The sequence below is a fragment of the Flavobacterium palustre genome (assembly GCF_014639535.1).
Classification (GTDB): domain Bacteria; phylum Bacteroidota; class Bacteroidia; order Flavobacteriales; family Flavobacteriaceae; genus Flavobacterium; species Flavobacterium palustre.
This window is the reverse complement of sequence record NZ_BMGA01000003.1, coordinates 1-26,116: the sequence shown is the minus strand read 5'-3', so window position 1 is coordinate 26,116 and position 26,116 is coordinate 1. Positions and strand designations below refer to the sequence as shown.

At 33.8% G+C, this 26,116-nt stretch carries 26 protein-coding genes; 10 read left to right on the top strand and 16 right to left on the bottom strand.

Going from position 1 to position 26,116, the window contains the following annotated elements:
• Positions 1-146: 146 nt before the first annotated feature.
• Complete coding sequence (locus IEV84_RS07125) at positions 147-1,034, bottom strand: carbon-nitrogen hydrolase (RefSeq protein ID WP_188493608.1); 888 nt, start codon at positions 1,032-1,034, stop codon at positions 147-149.
• A gap of 201 nt (positions 1,035-1,235) precedes the next feature.
• Between IEV84_RS07125 and IEV84_RS16505 the strand changes: the two genes are divergently transcribed.
• Together IEV84_RS16505 and IEV84_RS07115 are read left to right on the top strand one after the other, a co-directional pair.
• Positions 1,236-5,591: a PKD domain-containing protein gene (locus tag IEV84_RS16505; RefSeq protein WP_306451733.1), complete on the top strand. Its 4,356-nt coding sequence runs from the start codon at positions 1,236-1,238 to the stop codon at positions 5,589-5,591.
• A 16-nt stretch (positions 5,592-5,607) separates the two neighbouring features.
• A complete protein-coding gene (locus tag IEV84_RS07115) occupies positions 5,608-6,609 on the top strand; it encodes a PorP/SprF family type IX secretion system membrane protein (RefSeq protein ID WP_188493607.1) in 1,002 nt (333 codons plus the stop codon).
• 48 nt (positions 6,610-6,657) lie between these two features.
• Here IEV84_RS07115 and IEV84_RS07110 read toward each other — a convergent pair whose 3' ends face one another.
• The 9 genes from IEV84_RS07110 to IEV84_RS07070 all read right to left on the bottom strand — a co-directional run bounded on the left by IEV84_RS07110 (position 6,658) and on the right by IEV84_RS07070 (position 12,333).
• Positions 6,658-6,930, bottom strand: a complete 273-nt coding sequence (locus IEV84_RS07110; RefSeq protein ID WP_188493606.1) for a DUF4242 domain-containing protein — start codon at positions 6,928-6,930, stop codon at positions 6,658-6,660.
• Positions 6,931-7,055: 125 nt separating this feature from the next.
• Positions 7,056-7,922 carry a DUF808 domain-containing protein gene (locus IEV84_RS07105; protein WP_188493605.1) on the bottom strand — a complete coding sequence of 289 codons (867 nt, stop codon included), beginning with the start codon at positions 7,920-7,922 and terminating at the stop codon, positions 7,056-7,058.
• A 66-nt stretch (positions 7,923-7,988) separates the two neighbouring features.
• A complete protein-coding gene (locus IEV84_RS07100; protein ID WP_188493604.1) occupies positions 7,989-8,486 on the bottom strand; it encodes a hypothetical protein in 498 nt (165 codons plus the stop codon).
• Between the two features lie 49 nt (positions 8,487-8,535).
• Entirely contained in the window at positions 8,536-8,856 is a 321-nt protein-coding gene (locus IEV84_RS07095) for a nucleoside triphosphate pyrophosphohydrolase family protein (RefSeq protein WP_188493603.1), read from the bottom strand.
• Between the two features lies 1 nt (position 8,857).
• Positions 8,858-9,190, bottom strand: a complete 333-nt coding sequence (locus tag IEV84_RS07090) for a nuclear transport factor 2 family protein (RefSeq protein WP_188493602.1) — start codon at positions 9,188-9,190, stop codon at positions 8,858-8,860.
• Between the two features lie 26 nt (positions 9,191-9,216).
• Entirely contained in the window at positions 9,217-10,098 is an 882-nt protein-coding gene (locus tag IEV84_RS07085) for a pirin family protein (protein WP_188493601.1), read from the bottom strand.
• Between the two features lie 38 nt (positions 10,099-10,136).
• Positions 10,137-10,736: a nitroreductase family protein gene (locus IEV84_RS07080; RefSeq protein ID WP_188493600.1), complete on the bottom strand. Its 600-nt coding sequence runs from the start codon at positions 10,734-10,736 to the stop codon at positions 10,137-10,139.
• A 241-nt stretch (positions 10,737-10,977) separates the two neighbouring features.
• Positions 10,978-11,451: a hypothetical protein gene (locus IEV84_RS07075; RefSeq protein WP_188493599.1), complete on the bottom strand. Its 474-nt coding sequence runs from the start codon at positions 11,449-11,451 to the stop codon at positions 10,978-10,980.
• Positions 11,452-11,520: 69 nt separating this feature from the next.
• Entirely contained in the window at positions 11,521-12,333 is an 813-nt protein-coding gene (locus IEV84_RS07070; protein WP_188493598.1) for a hypothetical protein, read from the bottom strand.
• A gap of 199 nt (positions 12,334-12,532) precedes the next feature.
• On the opposite strand from IEV84_RS07070, the gene IEV84_RS07065 reads away from it, so the two are divergent.
• The 8 genes from IEV84_RS07065 (at position 12,533) to IEV84_RS07030 (ending at position 19,426) form a co-directional block, all read left to right on the top strand.
• Positions 12,533-14,152, top strand: a complete 1,620-nt coding sequence (locus IEV84_RS07065) for an ABC-F family ATP-binding cassette domain-containing protein (protein ID WP_188493597.1) — start codon at positions 12,533-12,535, stop codon at positions 14,150-14,152.
• Between the two features lie 132 nt (positions 14,153-14,284).
• Positions 14,285-14,824, top strand: a complete 540-nt coding sequence (gene pyrR / locus IEV84_RS07060) for a bifunctional pyr operon transcriptional regulator/uracil phosphoribosyltransferase PyrR (RefSeq protein ID WP_188493596.1) — start codon at positions 14,285-14,287, stop codon at positions 14,822-14,824.
• Positions 14,825-14,944: 120 nt separating this feature from the next.
• On the top strand, positions 14,945-15,871 hold the full coding sequence (locus tag IEV84_RS07055) for an aspartate carbamoyltransferase catalytic subunit (RefSeq protein WP_071183328.1): 927 nt from the start codon (positions 14,945-14,947) through the stop codon (positions 15,869-15,871).
• Between the two features lie 51 nt (positions 15,872-15,922).
• Positions 15,923-16,258 (top strand): ribonuclease Z, encoded by a 336-nt coding sequence (locus tag IEV84_RS07050; RefSeq protein WP_188493595.1) that lies wholly within the window; start codon positions 15,923-15,925, stop codon positions 16,256-16,258.
• 77 nt (positions 16,259-16,335) lie between these two features.
• A complete protein-coding gene (locus IEV84_RS07045; protein WP_188493594.1) occupies positions 16,336-17,241 on the top strand; it encodes a ribonuclease Z in 906 nt (301 codons plus the stop codon).
• Between the two features lie 31 nt (positions 17,242-17,272).
• The gene (gene pdxH / locus IEV84_RS07040) at positions 17,273-17,929 is read left to right on the top strand and encodes a pyridoxamine 5'-phosphate oxidase (RefSeq protein ID WP_188493593.1); all 657 of its coding nucleotides are present in this window, start codon (positions 17,273-17,275) and stop codon (positions 17,927-17,929) included.
• Between the two features lie 163 nt (positions 17,930-18,092).
• Entirely contained in the window at positions 18,093-18,596 is a 504-nt protein-coding gene (locus IEV84_RS07035) for a CAP domain-containing protein (protein WP_188493592.1), read from the top strand.
• Between the two features lie 320 nt (positions 18,597-18,916).
• On the top strand, positions 18,917-19,426 hold the full coding sequence (locus IEV84_RS07030; protein ID WP_188493591.1) for a CAP domain-containing protein: 510 nt from the start codon (positions 18,917-18,919) through the stop codon (positions 19,424-19,426).
• Positions 19,427-19,578: 152 nt separating this feature from the next.
• Here IEV84_RS07030 and IEV84_RS07025 read toward each other — a convergent pair whose 3' ends face one another.
• From IEV84_RS07025 to IEV84_RS07000, 6 genes are all read right to left on the bottom strand, one after another.
• Positions 19,579-19,962 (bottom strand): flagellar motor protein MotB, encoded by a 384-nt coding sequence (locus IEV84_RS07025; RefSeq protein WP_188493590.1) that lies wholly within the window; start codon positions 19,960-19,962, stop codon positions 19,579-19,581.
• Positions 19,963-20,200: 238 nt separating this feature from the next.
• Positions 20,201-22,138 (bottom strand): OmpA family protein, encoded by a 1,938-nt coding sequence (locus IEV84_RS07020; RefSeq protein WP_188493589.1) that lies wholly within the window; start codon positions 22,136-22,138, stop codon positions 20,201-20,203.
• A 34-nt stretch (positions 22,139-22,172) separates the two neighbouring features.
• The gene (locus tag IEV84_RS07015; protein ID WP_229732629.1) at positions 22,173-22,568 is read right to left on the bottom strand and encodes a tetratricopeptide repeat protein; all 396 of its coding nucleotides are present in this window, start codon (positions 22,566-22,568) and stop codon (positions 22,173-22,175) included.
• Positions 22,569-22,608: 40 nt separating this feature from the next.
• Positions 22,609-23,340, bottom strand: coding sequence for a tetratricopeptide repeat protein (locus IEV84_RS07010; protein WP_188493588.1), 732 nt, complete (start codon positions 23,338-23,340; stop codon positions 22,609-22,611).
• A gap of 76 nt (positions 23,341-23,416) precedes the next feature.
• A complete protein-coding gene (locus IEV84_RS07005) occupies positions 23,417-24,328 on the bottom strand; it encodes a PorP/SprF family type IX secretion system membrane protein (protein WP_188493587.1) in 912 nt (303 codons plus the stop codon).
• 63 nt (positions 24,329-24,391) lie between these two features.
• The coding region (locus IEV84_RS07000) for a T9SS type B sorting domain-containing protein (RefSeq protein ID WP_188493586.1) at positions 24,392-26,116 on the bottom strand (1,725 nt) is incomplete at its 5' end.

The following is a 26,116-nucleotide window of genomic DNA, read 5'->3' as shown; positions in this document are numbered from 1 at the left end:
TTAATTTAGAGTAATTTGCTGTTGAAATAGGAATAAAAAAATGGACTAAAACAATACGTTTTAGTCCATTTTGATTTTAATGGAAAGATTAAAGGTTGCTAAAAAACTTTTTGAGCCTCTGCGTTTCCTATGTGAATCTTTGTGGTTTAATCTATCGCTCTTTTAGTAATGTCACCAAAAGCATCAATTCTTCGGTCTCTGAAGAACGGCCAGTTCTGACGTACGTTTTCCTGTAAGTCTAAGTCAACTTCAGCAATTAGGATTTCTTCTTTGTCATGTGAAGCCTGTGCTAAAATTTCGCCTTGTGGTCCACAGATAAAGGAAGCTCCCCAAAATTCAATTCCGGGAGTGTTTGGTAAATATTGTTCTAAACCAATTCGGTTCGCGGCAGCAACATATACGCCATTGGCCACAGCATGACCTTTCATAACGTTCATCCAGGCACCGTATTGGTTTTCGCCATATTGTTCTTTTTCCTGCGGATGCCATCCAATAGCAGTTGGGTAAAATAAAACTTCAGCACCTTTTAAGGCAGTGATACGAGCTGCTTCCGGATACCATTGATCCCAACAGATTAAAGTTCCAATATTTCCTTTTTTTGTCGGATTGTTTTTAAAACCTAAGTCACCCGGAGTGAAATAGAACTTTTCATAGAAGGCAGGATCGTCCGGAATGTGCATTTTGCGGTATAATCCGGCTTCAGTTCCATCAGTATCGATGATATAAGCACTGTTGTGGTAAATTCCGGCCATTCTTTTTTCGAAGAAAGGAACAATAATTACTACACCTAATTCTTTTGCTAATTCGCTAAAAGCTATAAAAGAAGTGCTGTATAAAGGTTCAGCCAAGGCAAAATTGTCAACATCTTCACTTTGACAGAAATAATGACTGCTGTATAATTCTGGTAACGAAATCACTTCAGCACCTTGTGCGGCAGCGTCTCTTACCCAAGAGATACATTTTTTAAGATTGTTTTCGGCAACATCATTCAGATTTAACTGGATAACCGCTATTTTGTATTTTTTATTTGGCATCGATAAAAATTTTAGACTGCAAAAATAGTTTTTTTTATGAAGAGTAAGAATAGTGATTTTTAGAAAAATTTTTAGTTATCAGTTGGCTTTGAGAGTTATTTGATTTGTAATGAATGGTTAATTTTACATTTATTTTTTAAAAATGTGCTGTAATTCAAAATTATATATAATTTTGTCAGAAAATTATATATTTTGCTTTTTATGCTGAAAAGATACCGAATTGCAGCTGTTTTATTGGTGTTAATTACAATGCTGGGAGTTAATCCTTTAATAGCCGCTAGTCTAAATCCAGCAGGGAAAACTAAGGTTTTAGCAGCACCTGTTGTCGATTTTAGTTTTAATAACAACAACAGCTGTTCGGATACACCAATAACATTTAACCCCAATGTAAGTGGCGATGCTCCTTATACGTATTTATGGGATTTTGGAGATGGAACTACATCTACCGATAGTAATCCTACACATAGTTTTACCGCTTTAGGTTGCGGAGTTCAAAATTTCGATGTAAAATTAACGGTTAGAGATAGAAATGGTTTAGATAATTCAGTTACTAAAAGAGTTTCGGTACAACAAAAACCAGATTTAAGATTTATCAATTTAAACGCATCTAATTTTGAGCGATGTGGAGATAATAATTCGAATCCCAATTACACCATTAATGTTGATAACAGGTCGGCTTCAACGGCTTGTATTACTTCTTATAATATTGATTGGGGCGATGGCAGTACCGAAACGAATGTTAGTTTTCCCAAACCACATACTTACACTAAATTAGGTTCATTTAATATGGTCATTACAGCTGTGGGAGGAAGCGGATGTAATAATCGTATTTCGTATATTGTAAAAAATTCCAATAATCCCGTGGGAGCTTTGATTGCTCCGGGAAACACCACCAATTTTTGTGTGCCTTTAGATGCTCCGATGGATTTTGCTATTGGATCCTGGGCATTGAATCCTTCCGATACAAGATATCAGATAAGTTATGGTGACGGAACAGCAAAGAATTTTACCCAATCGGATTTAGAAAATTCAGTGTATTATAATGCTGCAAATCCTACTGCTTCACGAAATTTTCCCGTTCCGCATACTTTTAGCCGTTTTAATTGTCCGAGTGGAAATACCGTTATTTTGACCATCTCTAATTCTTGTGGTAGTACAAATTTAACTGCTGGACCTATTATTATTCTGGACAAACCTGTAGTAAGTTTTAATGCAACCAGTATTGCCTGCGTTAATTCGGCGGTTTATTTCAGTAATACTACTGTGGCGGGATATACCAATGGTTGTAGTACTCAAAATGTTTATACCTGGAATTTTGGTGACGGATCAGCTGTTTCAAGAGAAGTTAGTCCTGGTCATGTCTATACACGTCCGGGATCTTACACAGTTACTTTAGATGCAGTAACACCTTGTGGAACAGGGCAAAGGTTTACCAGAACTATTTGTGTAGAGCCTATTTTACAACCTGATTTTACTTATACAAGAGCTTGTATCAATTCCAATACACCAATTACCAATACGACAGATACAAGTCAGGCTTGCGGGCCTCAACGATATTATTGGGAAATGATAGGTTATTATGATCCTTATTGTAAAAACGAAAATCTGGGTTGGTATTTTACTGCCGGAACCGGTTCAGGTTCAAAAGATCCCGTAATTAATTTTACTGTTTCAGGAACTTACACCTTGCGATTGACAACAGTAAATTCCTGTGGTATTGAACGTGAAAGAGTAAAAACCATTGAAGTCAAAAAACCACCCACTATTACTTTAGAACCAATTTCTGATTTTTGTAATTCGGCTACAATACGACCTGTGGCGAAAGTAGTTGAGAATTGTGCGCCCAATTCGGAGCTGACTTATTTATGGAGTTTTCCGGGAGGTTCACCCTCGAGTTCTACTTCTTTAGATCCGGGACCGGTTAATTATACAACCAGTGGAAATTATACCGCTACTTTAACGGTAAGCAATAGTTGTGGTTCTGATACAAAATCGAGAATTTTTTCGGTAAATACGGTTTTGTCTCCCATTATTGCTCCAAAATCGGATAAAATTTGTAGTGGAAGCTCTTTTACTATTACTCCAAGAAGCGGAGGAGGTGATAATGTACCTGCCGGAACTACTTATACCTGGTCAACTCCAGTGGTTTCTCCCTTTGGAGCAATAAGTGGTGCATCGGCACAGTCAAGTCCCAGAACTAATATCAGTCAGACATTAATCAACAATACAAGTAATCGGGCAACTGTTACTTATACTGTATCGCCTACAGCAGGAAGTTGTCCCGGTCCTAATTTTACAGTGACAGTAATTGTAGATCCTTTGATAAATTCCAATCCAGTAATTAGAAATACAACTTGTTTTGGAGCCAATGATGGAGCAATAAGTTTAACTGTAAGAGGCGGAATTCCTTTTGCTACAGGTAATCCTTATCAGTTTTCCTGGTCAGGGCCTAATGGATTTACAAGTACGGATGAAGATATTTCTAATTTAGTTGCAGGAACTTATAATTTGACGATTATTGATGATGGCAATTGTCCGTTTTCTACCAGTTATGTAGTAAGACAACCGGATGAATTTCGTTTTTCAGGATTTAAAACAGATATTTCCTGTCATAATTTGAATGACGGACAAATTACTTTAAATGTCAGCGGAGGAACAACGCCTTACCGATTTGTTTGGACCAAAGACGGCAATCCATTTTCCAGTTCAAAAGATCTTCGAAACTTAGCAGAAGGTGTTTATCATGTTACTATTACCGAAGTCAATAATTGTAATGTTCTTGAGGAAACTTATACCATTGTTAATCCGCCACTTTTGGATGTTACTTTGGCAAGGCAACAGGACATTCTATGTTATGGTTATGCTACCGGAGAAATTGATGTAAATGTAACAGGAGGAAGAGCGGTAGAAACTAGTCCGGGTGTTTTTAATTATACTTATTTATGGACAGGAGCTAACGGATTTACAAGCACCACGAAGAATTTAAGAAATGTGCCTGCCGGAACTTATAATTTAAGAGTAACTGATAATTCAGGATGCAGGGACAATTTAACAGTTGTTTTGACTCAAAACAGTGAAATTAAATTGCAATACACTAAAACCGAAATCGCCTGTTATAATGATGCCAATGCCTCGATTACCATTAGTAATATTACAGGAGGTGTTCCTTTTACAACGGGGGAACCCTATATCATTAAATGGAGTAATTTAGGAACAGGAAGAGTACAAAATAATTTGTCGGCCGGGACTTATGTTATTACTATTGAAGATGCTTTAGGCTGTCCAAAAGTGTTCCCGGTTGTTATTGACAATGTTCCGGAATTTTCAATTACTCCCGATGTGAAACAAGTGAGTTGTTACAGAGAAAAAGACGGTCATATTCGATTGAATTTAGTTGGAGGAGTAGCGCCTATACAATTAGTCTGGAGTGATAATAGTACAGCCGGAGTGGAGCGAAATAATCTGGCTCCGGGAAGGTATTCGGTTATTATTACCGATAAAAAAGGATGTAAAATAGAGCAAACTTTTATAATAACCGAACCTTTACCGATTGAGTTAAGAGCTGATGTTGCTAATCCGTTGAGTTGTGATAATGCCAATACCGGTACTATTAATTTAATTGTTACCGGAGGAACTCCGCCATTTACTTATGTCTGGTCAAATGGTGCCAAAACCGAAGATTTAATCAATTTACCTCCAGATAATTATATTGTTAACGTGACTGATGCCAACGGTTGTAAGGCAACAAGTTCATGGAAAATTACCCGATTTGAACAACTAACTCCAACAGTTGAAACCATAACAGATTTTGATTGTGAGACAAAATTTGTCAAGCAGACTTTTGTAGGTCGTGTAAGAGGAGGAATTCCGCCTTATACACTCAGTTGGTCAGACGGGGTGGTTAGCGGCAGTAACAACCAAATAATGAATACCAATAACAACGGTTTAATTGTTTTTAGTGTGGAAGACAGTTTTGGGTGTAAAGAAGATTTTACTTTTAATGTCAATACACCTGTTTTAGGAAATCCTAATTTTTCGTATAACTCTTATGGAAAGGATGTTTACAATTTGTATTCAATTTTTGATCCTATTTTGTTTACCAATTTAGCAACAGGAGATTTTACCCATATTTCCTGGGATTTTGGAGACGGTAATTTCTCAGACGAAGAAAATCCATCGCATATTTATACCAGAGTGGGGACTTATGCGGTAAAACAAACGGTAACTTATCCTTTTGGTTGTCAATATGTTTATAACACCACTATTAACATCGAAAAAGGCTATAGTGTTGCAATGCCAACAGCTTTTACGCCTAATAATGATGGGACTAATGATAGTTTTGCACCTGTATTCTTAGGTTTTGTTGAGGTTACTTTGAATATTTATGATACCTGGGGAAGTATGATTTACAGTGAAACCGGCGAAACGATCAAAGGATGGAATGGAAAAGTAAAAGATTTAGATGCCGAAAATGGTAATTACTATTTCAAAATGATGGGAAAAACATTTTACAATCATATCATTACCGAAGAAGGTTCGGTTACATTAATCAAATAAAAGAATACAATTACACATGAGAATTAAATTTTTTAGCATCCTGATATTGTGTTTCTTTTATTCCAATGTTAAAGCACAAGACCCTGTTTTTACTCAATATTTTTTGGTTCCCGAAACTTTAAATCCGGCTTTTACAGGTTATATGGAAACCACTTATATGGGGATTATTCACAGAGAACAATGGCCTGATTTGAATTTAAAAATTAATACCGATTATGCTTTTTTCAATACTTGGAGTGAGGAAATGAACAGTGGTATTGGTGTTAGTTTTCTAAATCAAAGAGAAAGTGCTACCAATTATAATTTTTCGCAGTTGAATGCTAATTATGCTTACCGGGTTCGGGTAAGTGACGAATGGGATTTTAGACCCGCAATAGAAGTGGGTTTTGGCTATAAATCTTTTGCTTTTCAAAATTTATTATTGGAAGACCAAATTAATATTCGAACAGGAATTAATAATGCAACTTCAATTGATCCGGCTTTGCAAAATGATAAAGTAGGTTTTTTTGATGTAGGAGCAGCCATGGTTTTTAATACCGAAGATTTGTGGATTGGTCTTTCGATGAAACACCTTAACAAGCCCAATATTGCTTTTAATAAAGATGGAAATGTGCCTTTGAATACGTTTTTCTCGTTGAGTACAGGATACGAATTCCTTTTGGCAGATTATATCGACGTGCAGTTTTTTCCGTATGCCACTAAAATGTTTGCTACGGCTAATTACATGCAGCAAGGACGTTACAATCGTCTGGATATTGGAACTTCAATATTGTTTGAAAAGATGTTTTTTGGAGTTACAGCCGTTACTAATCCTGCTAAAAATGGTTTGAATGGTCATTTGTTAACTTCGGTAAATCTTTTTACGGGACTGCAATACGATCATTTACGATTGGGACTTTCGTATGATATGAATACTACTAAAATAGGGAAAACCGGAGGCGTTTATGAGTTGTCATTGACCTATCAGTTCAATTTGGATAAAAAATGCTTTGGCTGTCCTAATTACACCGGAAGATAAAATATAAAAAGGCTGTTTTTTTAAGAAACAGCCGTTGATTTTTAAATTTTATTCTGCGGTGACGGGATCAATAATTGAGGAAACCTTACTGATGGAATTGGCAGGAAATCCGCCTTGTTTGGCGTGTTCAAGAATCATTTCCTCATTTGGTGCGTTGTAAACACAATAGATTTTATTATCCGTTACATAACTGTGAACCCATTGAATTTCAGAACCCATTTTAAGCAATACTCCACAAGAGGTTTGCGAAATTGCTTTGAGTTGCTCAGGAGTTAATTTTCCGGCTTCCGGAATTTCTCTTTCAATAACATACTTTGGCATTGCTTTTAGATTTAGAATTAACGTACTGTTTTTTTTGTTTTTTGTAAAGTACTAAGTTACAAAAAAATAAAAGCTGTTGTGTCAAAATATGGGTTTAATGTATTGTTCTATAGTGGATTGTGAAACTATTTTTTTATGATTTTTTTCAAAAGAGTTACAACTCCTAAAGTTATAAAACCAAACAAAAGTCCAATACCAAACTCTTTAATGATAGCCGGTAATTGTGGTGCTAAATGATGTAGGTATTCGATGTTGTGAACAAAAATACCTCCGGCAACCAGGATTAAAGCAATAGTTCCGATAAACGATAAACTTTTGATAACTTTTGGTAAAGCCTGTACTAGAATTGTACCTAGGGATTTGGTAAAACTTTCTTCTTTGGAACTCAGCTGAATTAATTTTAAACCCGCTTCGTCCATTCGGACAATTAGAGCTACAATTCCATAAACCCCAACAGTGGCAACTATGGCAATTATAGAAACTACAATAATTTGTTTCATCAAAGGCTCTCCAATTACAGTACCTAAGGCAATGATTATAATTTCGACAGACAAAATAAAATCTGTGATAATAGCCGACTTAATTTTATCTTTTTCAATAGTTAAAATTTCTTCTTCGGTAAAAGTTTTATCAGTGATTGCTATTTTGTCGTGATGATGAGGAAAAAAGAACTCATATATCTTTTCGGCACCTTCATAAGCCAGATACAATCCTCCAATGATTAATATGATGATGATAGCCATTGGTGAAAAAGCACTTAACAGAAAGGCTACGGGTAAAATGATTAGTTTGTTGATAAATGAGCCTTTGGCAATTGCCCATAAAACAGGAAGTTCTCTCGATGATACAAATCCGGAAGCTTTTTCGGCGTTTACCGCCAAATCATCTCCTAAAATTCCTGCTGTTTTTTTAGCTGCCACCTTACTCATTACAGCTACATCGTCCATAATTGCTGCGATATCATCTAATAGTGCGAAAAAACCTGATGCCATTATAATTGTTTTTGATTGTTTAGTACTGCGAAACTACTATTTTTTTGATTGAATTTTAGTATAAAATTACTCCTCGTCATCAAGATTAAAAAAATCATTCGGATTAAAAGGAATGTCGTCATCTGGATCTTTGTCGTGAGCACTTATTCCCGGAGGATTGAATAATCCCCAATTGTCTTTGATGTAATTCCAAACATCAAAACCGGCAACCCAATCAATGAATAGAAGTCGGAATTCATCAATTTCGGTTCTCAATAAATGAATATAATCCTGATCAGAAATAGCTTCTTCAAAGCGTAAACTTCCTGCCTGAACATAGAGCTCTCTGGCTGCTTTTCGAATAATGGTTGCATTTTCCATTTTTAAATCATACAATTCGACTGCTTGAGCGCCGGCAATTTTAGCGGGAATTATCATGGCATTTTCCATCATAAATCGAACCGTTGTTTCCTGAAGAAACTCATTATCAGCAGGAACAATTTCAATTAATCCTCTGGTGATCTTGTAAATTTGTTCTGCTTTTTGATATAAAGGAAATTGATGTAATTCGTCTCGTTTTGACATCCTTTTGAGTTTATGTTATTAACTTAAAATAGTTAAAAGGAATTTTTATTTAACCTATAAGTTTTTCTGTTTTGGATAAAAACTGTTCCATTGCTTCTTTGATGTCAATATTACTTCTGTTTGCTAATACGATGAGCCACCAAATGCTTTCTCCCAGTTTGTGTTCTAATTCCGATTGACTATTGGCTTTAGGCCAACGTTGTTGTTGCGACATAATATTTCGACCAACTAAACCCGCATCTGTTAAAAAAGCTAAAGCATCTTCTTCAACAGTCCATTCGCTGTCATGATGTTGGACTTCTAATTCGTGGTATTTTTTTCTTATCTCTAAGGAACGATTGATAATATCGTCAAAGTTGTTGTTGCTCATCTTATTTTAAATCGGCTATTACGGTTGCTATTTTATCGTTTTTGAAAGTAAAGTCAAAGATTCCTCCAATTTTTTCTTCTGGAAATTCACCTGTAAATTCCACTTCGATATGAGCGCCAGTATCCTGAATATCTAATTTTACCAATTCTGTTTGTGTTTTATAGCCAATAAAATAACTGGTATAATACTCCCGAATCTCTTTATGACCTACAAATTTTCTGCCAACAGAAGGATCATCTAGTATAGCATCTTCCTGATATTTTGCCAAATAGTTTTCGGTATTATAACTGTTACTGATTTCCAGCCAGTCTAATAAAAATGCTTTAATGTCCATTGATTATAAATTTATAGTTGTTTTTTTTACTTTTTCGGATATACAGGAAGCGGAACAAATTCGGTTTCGCCTTTTATTTTGTCAAACTTTTGTTCTATCCAGTTTTGCTTAGCCTGTTCGATTAACTCTTTATCGGTTGAAACAAAATTCCAGTCGATAAAACGTTCTTCGGGATAAGCTTCGCCGCCAAAAATATAGATAGTCGAATTGGCCTGGATCGTAAATTCGCAAAGTGTACTGTTTTTAGCTACCAATATTTGTTTCGGACCATATTCGCTGCCGTCGTTTTCAATACCGCCTTCCAGAATATAGAGACCGGCTTCACCATAAAGATGCTGACCAATATTTAATTTTTTCTCGCTCACCGATTTTATCTCAATCATATACATCGGACTGTACACCGGCACCTTGGATTTTTTTCCAAAAGCTTCTCCAGCAACCAATTTGAATTGAACATCATCTTCTTTCCAGGACGGAATTTCGCTGCTGTCAATATGAAAAAACTCAGGATTCATTTGCTCCAAATGTTTAGGCAAGGCTACCCAAATTTGTAAACCGTGCATGTTTTTTTCAGAATGGCGTAAATACTCAGGTGTACGCTCGGAGTGAACAATGCCTTTGCCGGCAGTCATCCAGTTGACTTCACCCGGTTTGATTTCTACTTCATTCCCCAGAGTGTCGCGGTGCATAATACTGCCTTCAAATAAAAAAGTAAGGGTAGAAAGACCAATGTGCGGATGTGGCAAAACATCAAAATTCTGACGTTCATTCATCTTTACAGGTCCCATGTGGTCAATGTAGATAAACGGACCCACCATGCGTTTTTGACGAAAAGGCAACAAGCGGCCTACCAGAAAATTTCCTATATCGGCAGCGCGTTCTTCGATAATGAGGTTGATATTTGACATAACGATTGTTTTAGTTTAGCAATTTAAAGAATCTGTCTTTATATGGTTTCAATTACATTTTCTAAAGATCTTCTGGATTTAGGTGTAACTTCAATACGGTTAAAATCGTCTTCTGCGCCATAACCTACCGCCATCGCAAATAGTGGTTTGTATTCGGTCATTCCTAAAATGTCACCGTATTTGTCCGATTCAATGCCTTCCATAGCTGTCGAATCCAATCCTAAAGCTATACTGGCGGTCAAACCTACACCAAGGGCAATATATACTTGTTTGGCCAGCCATGTTTTTAATTCGGCTTCAGGAGTACTGGCTTTGATTTTGTTGTACCAATCTCTCCTGGCTGCCGGTAATTCGTTTTCGACTACTTTTTGAAAAGCATCCAAATCATCCGCTACACTAAAAACTACTAATAATTGTGCCTGATTGATTTTCTCGGTATTGTGCATGGAAACAGCAGCTAATTTGGACTTCATTTCCGGATTTTGTACAAAAGTAAATTTCCACGGCTGAATGTTGATGGAAGAAGGTGTAAGGCGCAAAATTTCTTTTAAATCTTCTATTTTTTGCTGTGGAATCGCTTTGTCAGATTGGTAATGTTTAGCAGTATATCTTTTTTGAATTAATTCTAAAATATTCATGGTTGTATTTTTCTAAATTGAGTTCCTGCAAAGTTAACCTAATTACGGAAAATAAGGAGTTGTGAGTTATTTTAAAACGTTTCAATGGCACGCAGGTTTTGCAGATTGAAGCAAATGAAGTTATTTTCTAACCAGAAGAATGAAACAATTCTGCCAAACATTCAACTTACCCTTAATTTTGTCATGCTGACGAGAAAGCATCTCATCAAGTAATTCGACCAAGTTGCTCATTGTTGTGGGATTACAAATCTTTGCTATCAGGTTTGTTTTCAACTAATACTTCTTTTAACTTAGGGGAAAACTTCGATTTGTCAATAAAATTTAAGAAATGAGGATAAATTGAACTAATTTTTGTTTTTTTTCCGTTACTGAATATGATAAACATGTTAAAAGATTTGTTATAATCGACTTTTTCTATTTCATCCCAGTAGATTTCTTTTCTTTTTTTTCGTTCATCCGTTATAATCATATATTTATCGAGAATTAATATTCTATAATTATAATGATGAATTAATAAATAAATGCTAGCAAAGAAGAAAAAAATAAACATGCCAAATACACTATAAAGTTCTCCTTTTTCATCAATTTGCCATTCTGATATTAATACAAGGATTAATAATAAGGACACAATAAAATTCCAACATAAAGAGTAAATGCTCCAGGTTTTATTTCCATAATAATTATTTAAAATTTCATAATTTATTTTAATGTTCAACAGCCCAGATTGTGTTCACGAGCGTAACGTTCGCGTAAGCAGGGAATAAGTTGCTGATTATTTCTAAATTTAGTTTATGATAATGTTTCCATTTGCATCATAATTAAAGCTTAAATTGTTTTCTGAAAAATTTATTAAATCATTAAACTCATTATAAGTTTTTTGAGTATACCTTCGAAAATTGTTATTTGAAAGTGATCTGTAGAAGTATTCTTCTAATAGAAAAAGTCTTTTAGTAGGATTGTAGGAGCTATCATAGTTTTCAAATGTTCTAATTGTCTTATTGCCAACATTTACATTATCGTGTTGTTCGTAATATTCGGTTTTTGATAAATTCCCATTAGTATCATAATAAAATTTTTCAGAATAGGTTAGTATGTAGCTATAATAAGGAATAATAACATCGTAAGGTCTATTTGGGTATGTTGTTATGATTTCTGTTAGTTTGTTATTAGCATATTTATAAAACATTTTTTTAGATCTTTCATTATAATAGATGTCAGGAATTTCCCTGATTGTAATTTGATTTTTGTTATTTAATGTGTAATAATTCGTGTTTTTTGATAAAGGATAATTGTTTGAAGTTGAGAAATCTTCGACAGTAACATTATTGTTGTTGTATGTTAAAGTAGTATATACATCTAGATTGATATAGTTAAAACTCCCATTTTGCTGAATTAATTGAGCAGTTGTTTTTTTTATTAATCTTTTTTTATAGTCATACTCAAATTGAAAATCAAAAATTTCCATTTGTACTGCATTGATTAAATCAATCTTTATACTTGTTACTAGGGCGTCTGGATTTTCAGAATCTAAATTATCGTTATTTGAACAAGAATTCAGAATAATTCCTATAAATAAAATTGTTGCTATTTTTTTCATTTTTTATTAAATGTTACAGCGATTTGAATATGTTTGTGTAATAAATATTTTACTTTTAAAATTGTTAAACCAACTAAGGAATCTATATTCAAATATATTAAAATATTCTTACAAATAAAGATGGGATCTAACTTTAAAATCCATTCTGATAAATAGCTATTTTTTTGTACTTTTGCAGCAAATTTTATAAAAGCTATTCATGTTAACAGTAAATAATTTATCAGTTCAGTTTGGTAAGCGCATTTTGTTTGACGAAGTAAATACTACCTTCACACACGGTAATATTTATGGAGTTATTGGGGCTAACGGTGCCGGAAAATCTACTTTTCTTAAAATCATTTCCGGAGATATGGATCCTACTTCGGGTCACGTACAGTTAGAACCGGGAAAACGTATGTCGGTTTTAAACCAAAACCACAACATGTTTGATGAACATACCGTTCTGGAAACCGTTATTATGGGAAACAAGGTGTTGTATGCTGTTAAGAAAGAAATGGACGAACTCTATTTAGACTATAACGATAAAAATGCCGACAGAATTGGAGAATTGCAAGTGCAATTTGAAGAAATGAACGGTTGGAATGCCGATTCTGATGCGGCTTCGATGTTGTCGAATTTAGGTATTGGCGAAGAGCATCATTATACGTTGATGGCGGATATGGAAGGGAAGATGAAAGTACGTGTGCTTTTGGCACAGGCGCTTTTTGGAAATCCTGATGTGTTGATTATGGATGAGCCTACCAATGACCTGGATTTTGAAACCATCGCCTGGTTAGAGAATTTCTTAGCGAATTATGAAAATACAGTAATTGTAGTATCGCACGACCGTCACTTCCTTGATGCGGTTTGTACTCATATTTCTGATATTGATTTCGGAAAAATCAACCATTACTCAGGAAACTATACGTTCTGGTATGAGTCCAGTCAGTTAGCGGCTAAACAAAGAGCGCAACAAAATAAGAAGGCAGAGGAGAAGAAACAGGAATTGGAAGAGTTTATTCGTCGTTTTTCTGCTAACGTTGCGAAGTCTAAACAGGCTACTTCCCGTAAAAAAATGATTTCGAAGTTGAATATTTCTGAAATCAAACCTTCAAGCCGTCGTTATCCTGCGATTATTTTTGATCAGGAGCGTGAAGCAGGAGATCAGATTTTGAATGTTCAGAATTTAAGCGCTTCAATTGATGGAGAAATTTTATTCAAAGATGTTGATTTGAATATGGCAAAAGGCGATAAAATTGTGCTTTTCTCTAAAGATTCCCGTGCTACAACAGCTTTCTACGAAATTTTGAATGGTAATCAAAAAGCTGATTCCGGAACTTATGATTGGGGTGTGACTACAAACCAGGCGTATTTACCGGTTGAAAACCATGATTTTTTCAAAAATGAATTGTCTTTGGTAGATTGGTTGCGTCAATATGCAAAAACTGAAGAAGAGCGTGACGAAGTTTTTATTAGAGGATTCCTTGGGAAAATGATTTTCTCTGGAGAAGAGGCTTTAAAAACCAGTAATGTGTTGTCAGGAGGAGAAAAAGTACGTTGTATGATTTCAAGAATGATGATGGAACGCGCTAATATTTTAATGCTGGACGAACCAACAAACCACTTGGATTTGGAATCGATTACGGCTTTTAATAACTCATTGAAAAACTTTAAAGGTTCGGTGATTTTTACCACTCATGACCACGAGTTTGCACAAACAGTTGGTAACAGGGTAGTGGAGTTGACTCCAAACGGAGTGATTGACCGTTACATGACATTTGATGAATATCTGGATGATGAGAAAATTCAGGAACAAAGAAAGAAAATGTACAATTTGTAATGAATTGGAAATAATAATAACAAGCCGTCTCGATACTAATTTGAGACGGTTTTTTTATGCTTTTTAAACAGAATTAAAAAAAGGGTTGAAAAAAAAATGCTATTTTTGCATGACCCAAGATAACACTTTACTATGACTCAAAAAGTTTTACTCAATTCCAAAGAAGTCAATATTATTCTTCATCGTTTGGCTTGTCAGCTAATTGAAAAACACCTTGATTTTAAAGATACTATTTTAATTGGTATTCAACCCAGAGGAACTTTTTTAGCCAATCGTCTTAAGGAATTACTGGAAAAAGAATATGCTACTCCCGAAATAAAATTAGGCTATTTGGATATTACCTTCTTCAGAGATGATTTTCGAAGAACCGAAAAACCATTAGAAGCCAATAAAACCAATATTAATTTTATTGTAGAGAATAAGAAAGTCATTTTTATTGATGATGTGTTGTACACAGGACGAAGTATCAGAGCGGCTCTGACAGCCATTCAGTCTTTTGGAAGACCATCAGAAATAGAATTACTGGTTTTAATTGACAGACGTTTTAGTCGTAATTTACCAATCCAACCCGATTACAGAGGAAGACAGGTAGATGCCATTAATAATGAAAAGGTAAAAGTGAGTTGGAAAGAAAATGATGGAGAAGACACCGTTTATCTGGTTACTAATTAAGTTAAAAATGTAATCGTTTGTTGTTTATAGTTTATTGTTTTCTGATAGCAGATGTATAAAACAGGATGCAAAACAAAACTATAAACCAAAAACAATAAACTACAAACAAATAAAAAAACAATGAGCGAATTAAGCGTAAATCATTTATTAGGTATTAAATATATTAACAAAAATGATATTGACCTTATTTTTGAAACAGCGGATCATTTTAAAGAAGTCATCAATCGTCCTATTAAGAAAGTGCCTTCGTTACGGGATATTACCATTGCTAATATATTTTTTGAGAATAGTACAAGAACCAAGCTTTCCTTCGAATTAGCTCAAAAAAGACTTTCAGCCGATGTGATTAGTTTTTCGGCGGCACAGTCTTCGGTTAAAAAAGGGGAAACACTTATTGATACCGTGAATAATATTCTTTCGATGAAAGTAGATATGGTGGTGATGCGTCATGCTAATCCCGGAGCAGCTTATTTTTTGTCTAAAAATGTAAAAGCCAGTATTGTAAATGCCGGTGACGGAGCTCATGAACATCCTACTCAGGCTTTATTAGACAGTTATTCAATTAGAGAAAAACTAGGAGATGTTGCCGGAAAAAAGGTGGTGATTGTTGGAGATATTTTGCATTCAAGAGTTGCGCTGTCTAATATTTATGCTTTGCAAATGCAGGGTGCCGAAGTAAAAGTTTGCGGCCCAAAAACATTAATTCCAAAATATATTGAGTCTTTAGGGGTAAAAGTAGAACCTAATTTGAGAAAAGCCTTAGAATGGTGTGATGTAGCCAATATGTTGCGTGTGCAAAATGAAAGAATGGACGTGAATTATTTTCCATCAACCAGAGAATATGCACAACAATATGGTGTAGATAAAGCATTATTAGAGTCTTTGAATAAAGAAATTGTAATTATGCACCCGGGACCAATTAACAGAGGTGTCGAGATAACATCTGAAGTGGCTGATTCCGGACAATCGGTGATTTTGAATCAGGTTGAAAACGGAGTAGCTATCCGAATGGCAGTGATTTATCTTTTGGCGTCAAAAATTCAGTAAATAAAAAAAACTTAGTAACTTTAGATTCTTATAATTTCAAAATCAAACATCATGAAAGTAGATCAAAAAGACCACACTATTACAATTAAGGATACTCAGGGTGATTTTACTTCTTTTTTGATGAAGGTTACGCATCAATATAAGAGTTATGAAAAGCATAACATTATTATTGATCTTTTAGGTTACAAAGAAGAAATACCGGTAAGTGATTTAAAATTATTCCTGCCATTATCTAAACAACATAAAAAAGCAAAAAAATCATTTGTTGTGGTGGTGGCTGATTTTGATTACAATGCGTTACCTGAAAAATTTACCGTAGTTCCTTCTTTGTTAGAAGCTCATGATATTATTGAGATGGAAGAAATTGAAAGAGACTTAGGCTTTTGATTTAAAATTTTAGATTTGAGATTTTTGATTTTAGATGTCAATAATTTTAAAGTTTAAATTTATATTCTAAAATTAAAATGAAATTAACCATTTTAGGCTGTTATGCAGCAACTCCGCGTACTTTTACCAATCCTACTTCACAGGTTTTAGAAATCAAAAATCGTCTTTTCCTTATCGATTGTGGTGAGGGAACCCAAGTCCAGCTTCGGAAAAATAAAATCAAGTTTTCTAAGATTAACCAAATTTTCATTTCGCATCTGCATGGCGATCATTTTTTTGGTTTAATCGGTTTGATTTCCACTTTTTCATTATTGAATTGCAATAACGATTTACATATTTATGGTCCTAAAGGAATCAAAGAAATCATCATGTTACAATTACGATTATCTAATTCCTGGCCAAATTTTGGATTGCATTTTTATGAATTAACTTCCGGTCAAAGTGAGTTAATTTATGAAGACGAAAAAGTTTTGGTAAAAACCATCCCTTTAAAGCATCGTGTTTATACTAATGGATTTCTGTTTCAGGAAAAAATCGATAAAAGAAAACTAAACATCGAAGCGGTTGAGCAATACCAAATTGAGAAATGTTATTATCAGAATATAAAAAATGGCAAAGACATTCTTCTGGATGATGGTACTTTGGTCAGTAATGAGCAATTGACATTTGATCCGGAACAGCCCCGTAGTTATGCTTTTTGTTCCGATACAGCATATAATGAAGCTGTATTGCCTATAATTGAAAAAACAGATATTCTGTACCACGAAGCCACTTTTTTGCAATCAGAAGTGAATTTAGCGGCAAAAACCATGCATTCGACAGCTATAGAAGCGGCTACTATTGCCGAGAAAGCTCAGGTGAAGCAACTTATTTTAGGACATTACTCCACGCGCTACGAGGCTATAGAATTGTTTAAGGTCGAAGCAGAAACCGTTTTTCCGAATGTTTTATTAGCCGATGACGGAAAAACATTTGATTTGTAGTTTAGAATTAAAATTTTACAATAAAAATATTATGGAAGATTTAAGTCATTACAGAAGATCTTATGAAAAAAGTGAATTATTAGAATCCAATATTCCTGAAGATCCTATTAACCTTTTTCATCGCTGGTTTCACGAGACAGAAGATTTTGGTGGTCCCAATGCTTCGGGAGAGGAAGTTAACGCTATGACCGTATCTACAATTGGTTTGGATGGTTTTCCAAAGGCCAGAGTAGTGTTGTTAAAAAAATACAATGAAGAAGGTTTTATTTTTTACACTAATTATAATTCGGAAAAAGGAAAGGCTATTGAACAGAATCCGCATGTTTGTCTTTCCTTTTTTTGGCATAATACGGAGCGTCAGGTAATCATCAAGGGAATTGCCGAAAAGACTTCGGAAATTATTTCTGATAATTATTTTGATTCTAGACCAGAAGGAAGCAAGCTGGGAGCGGTAGTATCTAATCAAAGTGAAGTGATTCCGTCCCGTGATTTTTTGGAAGAAAATTTAAAACAGCTGGAAAGTGAATTTGAAAGTATGGTAATTCCGAGACCGAAACATTGGGGAGGCTATCTTGTTCGTCCTGTGGAAGTTGAATTTTGGCAGGGAAGAGCTAATCGTTTGCATGATCGAATTCGTTATTCTGTGCAGGAAGATTATTCATGGAAAAAAGAACGATTATCGCCTTAATATGTAAGAAAAATTTCTTTTTTAAGTAAAAAAGATGTATTTCATCGATTTTTTTTGTAGTTTACCGATAAAGTGTTGTATGTTTGAATAAGAAATAAGAACACAAACTAACACATTTAAAGAGTTTGCCCCACAATCTACTTTAAACTTAAACTACTAGCTTATGAAAGTAAATTTACTCAAATTAATGTTGCTTTTAACAGTAATATTTACAATGAATTCTTGTTCATCAGATTCATCAGAAGTAACAGCTGATTCAACTTCTGCTGTAATTGTAGAGAATTATGACTATAGTGCAACTGAGTTAGAAACTATGAAATTGATTAATGATTACAGAGTAAGTATTGGTTTGAATCCATTAGAGATTATTAATCATATTTCATTTAAGTCAGAAGAACATGATTATTATATGATTGATAATAATGTAGTAAGTCATGATGGTTTTGTAGATCGTTCTACTAATATCATGAAAGTGTTAGGAGCAAAAACAGTTGGAGAGAATATTGCTTATAATTATAACACTCCTCAATCTGCTCTTAATGCCTGGTTGAATAGTCCGGCACATAAGAAAAATATTGAAGGTAATTATACTCATTTTGGAATTTCTATTCGTTCTAACCAAACAACTGGAAAGAAATATTACACTAATATTTTTGCTAAAATTTAATTTTTTTGGTTTTTTATTTATACTAATTATTTAATACTAAAGAGAATTTTTCCCCAAATCGATTCTCTTTCGGTATTAAAAAAATTAAAGAGGTTGCAAATCCCCAATTGCAGCCTCTTTTTTTTGTTTCTTTTTTCGTAAGAAATTGAAAGCTAGTTTTTTATTGCTTGCATTTTGTCCCGTAAGAAAAATTATTGGTAACATTTAATTAATGTTAAAATTACACTTGATTTTGAGTTATTTTGAAATTGAGATGAATAAACTTTGTATGTTTGGCGCAACCAAAAAAGAATACCACAAAACCAACCAACTTAAATTGAATGAAATTAAATTTATTACCTAAAACAATGCTGTTTTTAGCTTTGTTTATGTTAAATTCCTGTTCATCTGATAATACGGAAGCGGAGAATTTAAGTGCTATAGTTAAACCTGAATTAGTTTTAAATTACACTTACAATCTTGCTGAATTAGAAACTATGGATTTAATTAATGATTATCGGGCTAGTATAGGACTGAATCGTTTAGAAAAAATTAATCATATTTCATTCAAATCAGAGGAGCATGATATTTATATGATTAATAATAAGGTTTTTAATCACTATGATTTTTATGCCCGTTCAGAAAATATAATGAAGGTTTTAGGAGCTAAAGCAGTTGCTGAGAATATTGCGTTTAATTACGATTCGGCAAAATCAGTTTTAAATGCCTGGCTCAATAGTCCTAAACACAAGGTGAATATTGTGGGGAATTTTACTCATTTTGGTTTAGCTATTAAAAAGGATTCTGTTACAGGTGAAAAATATTATACTAATATTTTTGCTAAAATATAATTGAGTTTGAGTTTGTATTGAAGAGGCTGTTTTATTTGAAACAGTCTCTTTTTTTTGTTTATGAACTTGGTTTTATGACGGCTAATAATAAAAAAAAACAGTTGTAAATGATTTTACAACTGTTTCTTGTGGTTAGAAAAAACTGGTTTTCGTTATTTGTTTTTGATTGTGTTTACTTTTTGTTTTAATTGTGCCATGATATAATTGGCCTTTTCATTTTCACCGATAGCGTATAATGATTTTGCATATTGATCATAATATATTGCATCTAAATCGGTAGTCATTGCAAATAATTCACCGTACCATTTAGCAGCTTTTCCCATATTCAAATCAGTATAAAAAGCATTGCCTAATTTTTGGAATAAATCAATAGATTTATATCCTTTTTCAGCTACTCTTTCGTATGTTTTTGTAACATTTACATAAGCATAACTTTCGCCAACCCTCTCAGTAATATACACTTTTGGATTTTGAGCAAATCCATTGTATGATACTAAACTGACTAAAATAAAAAAATAGATTTGGGGTATTTTCATATTATAAGTTTATGTGGTTTTTTTGTCATAACACTGTTGTTTTTTTACATAAAAATTATTGTATTGATAATTTTTGTATAATTATAAGGCTTTAAATTTAATAGAAATATCTATATATTTAATAAAAAAGAGCTGTTTTTTAAGTATTATTAGTAGAATAGTTATAATTTGTGTTCCTTTTAGTACAACTATTTTGTTCTTTTTTTCTAAAATAATACTCAATACATTTTAATTAGTATCAAAGTGCTGTGATAATAAATTCGCTTCTACGATTCATTTGGTGTTCTTCTTCAGTACATTTTACTCCGTCAGAACATTGGTTTACCAATTGGCCTTCACCATATCCTTTTCCAATTAATCGGTTAGGATTGATTCCGTTTTTAATCAGCCAGGCAATGGTGGATTTAGCTCTTCTGTCTGATAAAGATTCATTGTATTTAAAAGAACCACGGCTATCAGTATGTGAACGGATGTCAAGTTTCATTTTTGGATATTCGTTCATAACATCCAGTATTTTTTCAAGGTCTATGGCAGCCTCCACACGAATATCTGATTTATCAAAATCAAAATAAATCATTTTGATACCAAAACATTTACCTAAATCATCACCCACAGTTACTTTGCATTTTGCTTTTTCCAGCGCAAGAGGGAAATGTGTTTTTCCATTTTCTTTTGCAATAGTAACTTTTTCTTCAATAGTGGTATAATCTTCTTTTTCGGCTCTCACACTATATTTTTTTCCGCATTCTACAGCAAATGAGTAGTTTCCTTTTTCGTCAGAAGTTGTGGTGCTAATCAGATTAAATTGACTGTCAAACAAACTTAGTTTTGTGTCAGGCAATAGTATTTTAGTTTCTATATCTGTGATTTCACCATATAGTAACTGTTCACAAATAAGTCTTTTGGTTTCTAAAAAGTTGTAGATGTCGTCAAATCCCTGACCGCCATCTCTATTTGAACTTAGAAAACCTCTTCGGGATTTTGTATCAATTACATAAGCAAAATCATCTTTTGGCGAATTGGCGTCGGCACCTATATTTTGAACTTCATTAAACGTACCGTTGGGGTTTAGTTTTGAAACAAAAATATCTAAACCACCCAGTCCCGGATGTCCGTCTGAAGCAAAATAGAGTTCGTTTTCATCGTTTATATGTGGGAAGGTTTCACGTCCGGCAGTATTGATTCCATTTCCTAGATTTTCAGGATTTCCAAAACTCCCATCTTCGTTTATTTTAACCTTAAATATATCCGACTGACCTAATGTTCCTGGCATATCCGAAGCAAAATACAATGTTTTTTCGTCAGGACTTAATGTAGGATGAGCCGTGCTGTAATTATCACTGCTAAAAGGCAATTCGCTTGTTTTAGTCCATTTTCCATCGACTAAAGTGGATTTGTATATTTTTACCAGATTAACGTTGTTTCCGTCTTTTCCTTTTTTTCCTTCGAGATAGTTGTTACGGGTAAAATACATTGTGTTTCCGTCTTTTGTAAAAGCAGGTGTAGCTTCGTGAAATTTAGTATTGATAGACCGATTGAATTTTTTAGGATTTCCCGCAGTCATTTCATCTCCTAAATCGGCGGTGTATATATTAGTAAAAAACTGGTCAGTCCATGAATGTTTTCGATGACCTAAACTTCCGGTATCTCTGGCGGTTGCAAAATAAATTTTGTTGTCATGTATTGTTGTTCCGTAATCGGAATATTTAGAATTGATTCCGGCATTTTCAATTTTGTACCGTCCTGAATTCTCTTTTATTGCATCGAGATAATTCTGATTTTTTTTGAATAATTGCCCTCTGTTGTCATTGTTTGATAATTGAGTGAATTGATTCATCATCTCATTGGCTTTATCATTTTCGCCAATGGAACGCAAAGATTGCGAATAGCGGAAATAATATTCAGGTTCTAAATCAGTAGTCATGGCAAATAATTCGCCATACCATTTAGCCGCTTTGTCCAGTTCGGCATTAAAATAATAAGCATTTCCTAACTTCTGGAACAGTATTGCCGATTTGTATCCTTTTTCGACAACTCTTTCATAAGTTTTAATAGCATTAATATAGGCATAGCTGTCATATTTTTTGTCAGCTGATGCCAGACTAGCTTTCTGAGAATAAATGTTGAATGAAAAAACACTTACTATAGCTACGCAAAGGAGTATATTTTTTTTCATAATATTTGTTTTTAGAAGGATGGATTTTGGAGTTTTAATTTTTTTCGGTATTTGCCTCATTTTTTTGATTGAATATTTTCATCATTTCGTTGGCTTCATCATTTTGATTAATAGATTTTAATGATCGGGCGTATCTAAAATAATATTCAGGTTCTAAATCAGTAATGGTACTCAAGGAAAACAATTCTTTATACCATTTAGCCGCTTTGTCCAGTTCTTCTTTAAAATAATAGGCATTTCCTATTTTTTTTAGCATATCGGCTGATTTGTATCCTTTTTCGATTACTCTTTCATAGGTTTTTAAAGGATCTATGTCAGAATAGCCAACTTTATTTTTATCGGGTATATTTATTGTTTTTTCATTTTGGGAATAAATAGTACATGAAAAAACACTTATTATTATCATGTAAACAGTTAAATAATTTTTCATAATAATTGGGTTTTAATTCTTGTCTTTTCATGTCAATTAGTTATAAACCATTGTTTTTTTGATTGAATATTTTCATCATTTCATTGGCTTTGTCTTGTTTATTAATAAATTTTAAAGATTTGGCATATCTAAAATAATATTCAGGTTCTAAATCAGTGGTCATATTAAAAAGATCCTGATAGTACTTAGCTGCTTTGTCTAATTTATTGTCGAAATAATATGCGTTTGCTATTCTTTTTAACATTTCTATCGATTTGAATCCTTTGTCAACAACTCTTTCATAGGTTTTTACAATGTCAATATATTCAGTACCGTTACTTATATCTATCTCTTCAAATACAGGTTTTTCAGGTATATCAAAATTTACGGTTATATTTGAATCAAAATTTACAGGCATTAGATTCAATGAGTCGATTACAGGTCTTTTTATTGTCTTAATATTTTGTCTTTTTATATCAAAAATAGGAGTTACAATTCTGGTATTGTTTGGTCCTAAATCGGTTGTGTTAATTAAACTTATATCAGAAACTACATAGGTAACGGTGTAACCACCAAATGTCATATTGATTTTTTCTACTACTTTATAGGATATTACAGTTTTTACTAAATTAGATATTGTTGCTGAGTCTGTTGAAGATTTTGTTATAGTATCTTTTATTTTGGCAACAGATGCATTTATTTTTTGTGAATAAATAGGGCATGAAAAAACACTTGCTATTATTAAGTAAAGAAAAATAATATTCTCTATAATAATTGTTTTTGAAAGTGTCATGATTTCATCATTTTTTACTTAAATCATTTCAGACTAAGTTGAGAGTTCACATTTTTTTAGACACTTAAATATGTCTTTAAAAAAATCTTGGAGTTGTAATTTTTTTATTGTTTTTGAAAATTTCGTATCGCAAGAAAATCTCATGTGAGCCTGAATTGTAATTATCTAATTTGGTTGTTTCTAAATCATATCCATAACCAACATACATAGCGTCGGATATTTGAAATCCAACCAGAGCACTTACTGAAGCACTCCAGCGGTAGGCAATACCGGCGGTTAATTTGTCAAAAAACATAAAATTACCCGAAACATCGACCTGTAAAGGGGAGCCTTGAACCATTTTTGTCAACAAAGCAGGTTTGAATTTAAGGTTGTAACTTAAATCCATAACATAACCAGCAATTAAATAGTAAGTCATTTTTTCTTTAAAGAGCGCCACATCATTATCATCGTAGCGATTTGATTCAATAAAGTTAGGTATTGATAAACCTACATAAGCTTTGTCAGAGTGAAGGTAAACTCCAGCTCCAATATTAGGTGTAAATCTATTGTTGAACCCTTGTAATTTAGGATCGCCACTGTTTTCAGGATTTAGTTTATTAGGATCTAAATCAAATAAATTGGCTGTAGCTTTAATCCCAAAAGATAGTTTTACAGTTTCAGAAGTAGGAATGGTATATGATAAATCGGCTGATAATGTGTTTTCTGTCGTTGGGCCAATTTTATCATTGATAATGGATACACCTAAGCCTAATCTACTATTGTTAAAAGGTGTGTTGATAGAAACTGCATTAGTTGTAGGAGCTCCGTCTAATCCAATCCATTGGGTGCGATGTAAGGCAAATATACTCATTGCCCCTCTCGAACCGGCATAAGCCGGATTTACATTTATAGTGTTGTACATGTATTGTGTAAATTGTGCATCCTGTTGTGCATAACTTATCACTGCTGTAAACATCAAACTGATTAGTAGTAATTTTGTTTTCATCGGACTTAAGTTTTATAACCAGAGGTTTTTATTAAAACCTCTGGTGTTAGATTTGAGTTTTTTTTATCTGGAAAGATATAGGTATCCTTGTTCTCTTTTAGCGATATTTTCTCCTTGTAAATCTACAGCGGTATAGTTCAGGATGTAGAAGTAAGTTCCGGTAGGTAATCCAGCTGATTTGTCTACTGTAACTCTGCCTTCAGAGACCCCTTTGAATGATACATCCTGATTGTTGTATCCTCTGGCTTCATATACCAATACTCCCCATCTGTTGTAAATTTCTACAGAGTTTTCAGGGTAACAAAGTGTATCTTCAATGTTATCAATTTTAAATATTTCGTTGAAAGTATCTCCATTAGGAGTAAAAGCATTGTGAACTACTATAGTGCCACAACCTAAAACTTGAGCTTTTTCAACAACCACGCTATCTTCGGCACTTATTGGACTATTGTTAGGAGTTTGTCCGTTGGCTGTGGCTGTATTAGTAACACTATCTGCTCTCATATCGTTTAATGTTATAGTATAACTTTGAGAAAAATCTTTAGATTCTCCAGGAGCAAGGCTAAAACTTTGACTTGTGGTGTCTAATCCGGTCAATGGATCTTTAACGATAATATTATTAATAGTAACATTGCCCGTATTAGTCACACTTATAGTGTAGTTGATAACATCATCAATAAAACTGTAAACCTCACTTTCGCTACCACGACTGATGACCACAGCTGTTTTGTCAACACTTAATCCCGGGTTTTGAGGGAGTGTTATAACTGTTGGTGTATTGTTATCAATAGTTGTTCCTGAGGTATCAGTTACGTTGTTGTTCTTAGGATCTTTTCCGGTAACCAAAGCCGAGTTGGTTACTCTGCCTGCATCGATATCAGCTTGTGTTAATGTATAAATTCCGGTAATAGCATTATTGCTGGCAGCCGGAGCTAATGTTGCTATTGGATTTCCAGCTAATACCAATCCTACTAATGGGTCGGTGATAATAATATTACTTATTGTTACGTTTCCGGTATTAGTGACTGTAAAGGCATAATTGATTTTTTCACCTGCCTGAGCATAACCATCATTATTAGTATCGCTAAAAACAGCTGTTTTTACTAAGGCTATACTTGGTGATTGATTCAATTCAGTTATAGTACAATCAGTGCATTCCGGATCAACCGGACAAGTTGTACAAGGAGTAGGGTCAGAGGAAGTATCTGTTACGTCATTCCCTTTAGGATCTTTGGCAGTAGCCAAAGCCAAGTTGTACACAAATCCAATATTGATATCATTTTGAGTAATTGTATGAGATGCAGAGAAAGTAGTTGTATCAGTTGCCCCAGGAGCAAGAGATGCAATCGAACCACCGCTTACAACAGCATTATTATCAGTAACTGTTATGTTGGTTAAAGTCACATTTCCAGTATTTGTGATAACAAATTTGTAAGCAACAGTATCTCCCACATTGGTTTTACCATCCTGATTTGTATCTGTATAAAATCCATCTTTAGTGATAGTAATAGCCGGTGATTGATTCAATTCAGTAATCGTACAATCAGTACATTCAGGATCAACCGGACAGGTTGTACAAGGAGTAGGATCAGAAGAAGTATCTGTTACGTCATTTCCTTTAGGATCTTTGGCAGTTGCCAAAGCCAAGTTGTACACAAATCCATTATTGATGTCATTTTGGGTAATTGTATGAGATGCAGAGAAAGTAGTTGTATCGGTTGCTCCAGGAGCAAGAGATGCAATCGGACCACCGCTTACAACAGCATTATTATCAGTAACTGTTATGTT

Excerpts from the sequence above, each read along its gene's own strand:
- IEV84_RS07080 (WP_188493600.1), bottom strand. The coding sequence starts at position 10,736 with ATGAATATTTTAGAATTAATTCAAAAAAGATATACTGCTAAACATTAC.
- IEV84_RS07095 (WP_188493603.1), bottom strand. The coding sequence starts at position 8,856 with ATGAGCAACAACAACTTTGACGATATTATCAATCGTTCCTTAGAGATA.
- IEV84_RS07125 (WP_188493608.1), bottom strand. The coding sequence starts at position 1,034 with ATGCCAAATAAAAAATACAAAATAGCGGTTATCCAGTTAAATCTGAAT.
- IEV84_RS07030 (WP_188493591.1), top strand. The coding sequence starts at position 18,917 with ATGAAATTAAATTTATTACCTAAAACAATGCTGTTTTTAGCTTTGTTT.
- IEV84_RS07005 (WP_188493587.1), bottom strand. The coding sequence starts at position 24,328 with ATGAAAACAAAATTACTACTAATCAGTTTGATGTTTACAGCAGTGATA.
- IEV84_RS07110 (WP_188493606.1), bottom strand. The coding sequence starts at position 6,930 with ATGCCAAAGTATGTTATTGAAAGAGAAATTCCGGAAGCCGGAAAATTA.
- IEV84_RS07105 (WP_188493605.1), bottom strand. The coding sequence starts at position 7,922 with ATGGCATCAGGTTTTTTCGCACTATTAGATGATATCGCAGCAATTATG.
- IEV84_RS07085 (WP_188493601.1), bottom strand. The coding sequence starts at position 10,098 with ATGTCAAATATCAACCTCATTATCGAAGAACGCGCTGCCGATATAGGA.
- IEV84_RS07065 (WP_188493597.1), top strand. The coding sequence starts at position 12,533 with ATGTTAACAGTAAATAATTTATCAGTTCAGTTTGGTAAGCGCATTTTG.
- IEV84_RS07025 (WP_188493590.1), bottom strand. The coding sequence starts at position 19,962 with ATGAAAATACCCCAAATCTATTTTTTTATTTTAGTCAGTTTAGTATCA.
- IEV84_RS16505 (WP_306451733.1), top strand. The coding sequence starts at position 1,236 with ATGCTGAAAAGATACCGAATTGCAGCTGTTTTATTGGTGTTAATTACA.
- IEV84_RS07035 (WP_188493592.1), top strand. The coding sequence starts at position 18,093 with ATGAAAGTAAATTTACTCAAATTAATGTTGCTTTTAACAGTAATATTT.
- IEV84_RS07020 (WP_188493589.1), bottom strand. The coding sequence starts at position 22,138 with ATGAAAAAAAATATACTCCTTTGCGTAGCTATAGTAAGTGTTTTTTCA.
- IEV84_RS07055 (WP_071183328.1), top strand. The coding sequence starts at position 14,945 with ATGAGCGAATTAAGCGTAAATCATTTATTAGGTATTAAATATATTAAC.
- pyrR (WP_188493596.1), top strand. The coding sequence starts at position 14,285 with ATGACTCAAAAAGTTTTACTCAATTCCAAAGAAGTCAATATTATTCTT.
- IEV84_RS07045 (WP_188493594.1), top strand. The coding sequence starts at position 16,336 with ATGAAATTAACCATTTTAGGCTGTTATGCAGCAACTCCGCGTACTTTT.
- IEV84_RS07010 (WP_188493588.1), bottom strand. The coding sequence starts at position 23,340 with ATGACACTTTCAAAAACAATTATTATAGAGAATATTATTTTTCTTTAC.
- IEV84_RS07070 (WP_188493598.1), bottom strand. The coding sequence starts at position 12,333 with ATGAAAAAAATAGCAACAATTTTATTTATAGGAATTATTCTGAATTCT.
- IEV84_RS07015 (WP_229732629.1), bottom strand. The coding sequence starts at position 22,568 with ATGAAAAATTATTTAACTGTTTACATGATAATAATAAGTGTTTTTTCA.
- IEV84_RS07100 (WP_188493604.1), bottom strand. The coding sequence starts at position 8,486 with ATGTCAAAACGAGACGAATTACATCAATTTCCTTTATATCAAAAAGCA.
- pdxH (WP_188493593.1), top strand. The coding sequence starts at position 17,273 with ATGGAAGATTTAAGTCATTACAGAAGATCTTATGAAAAAAGTGAATTA.
- IEV84_RS07050 (WP_188493595.1), top strand. The coding sequence starts at position 15,923 with ATGAAAGTAGATCAAAAAGACCACACTATTACAATTAAGGATACTCAG.
- IEV84_RS07115 (WP_188493607.1), top strand. The coding sequence starts at position 5,608 with ATGAGAATTAAATTTTTTAGCATCCTGATATTGTGTTTCTTTTATTCC.
- IEV84_RS07090 (WP_188493602.1), bottom strand. The coding sequence starts at position 9,190 with ATGGACATTAAAGCATTTTTATTAGACTGGCTGGAAATCAGTAACAGT.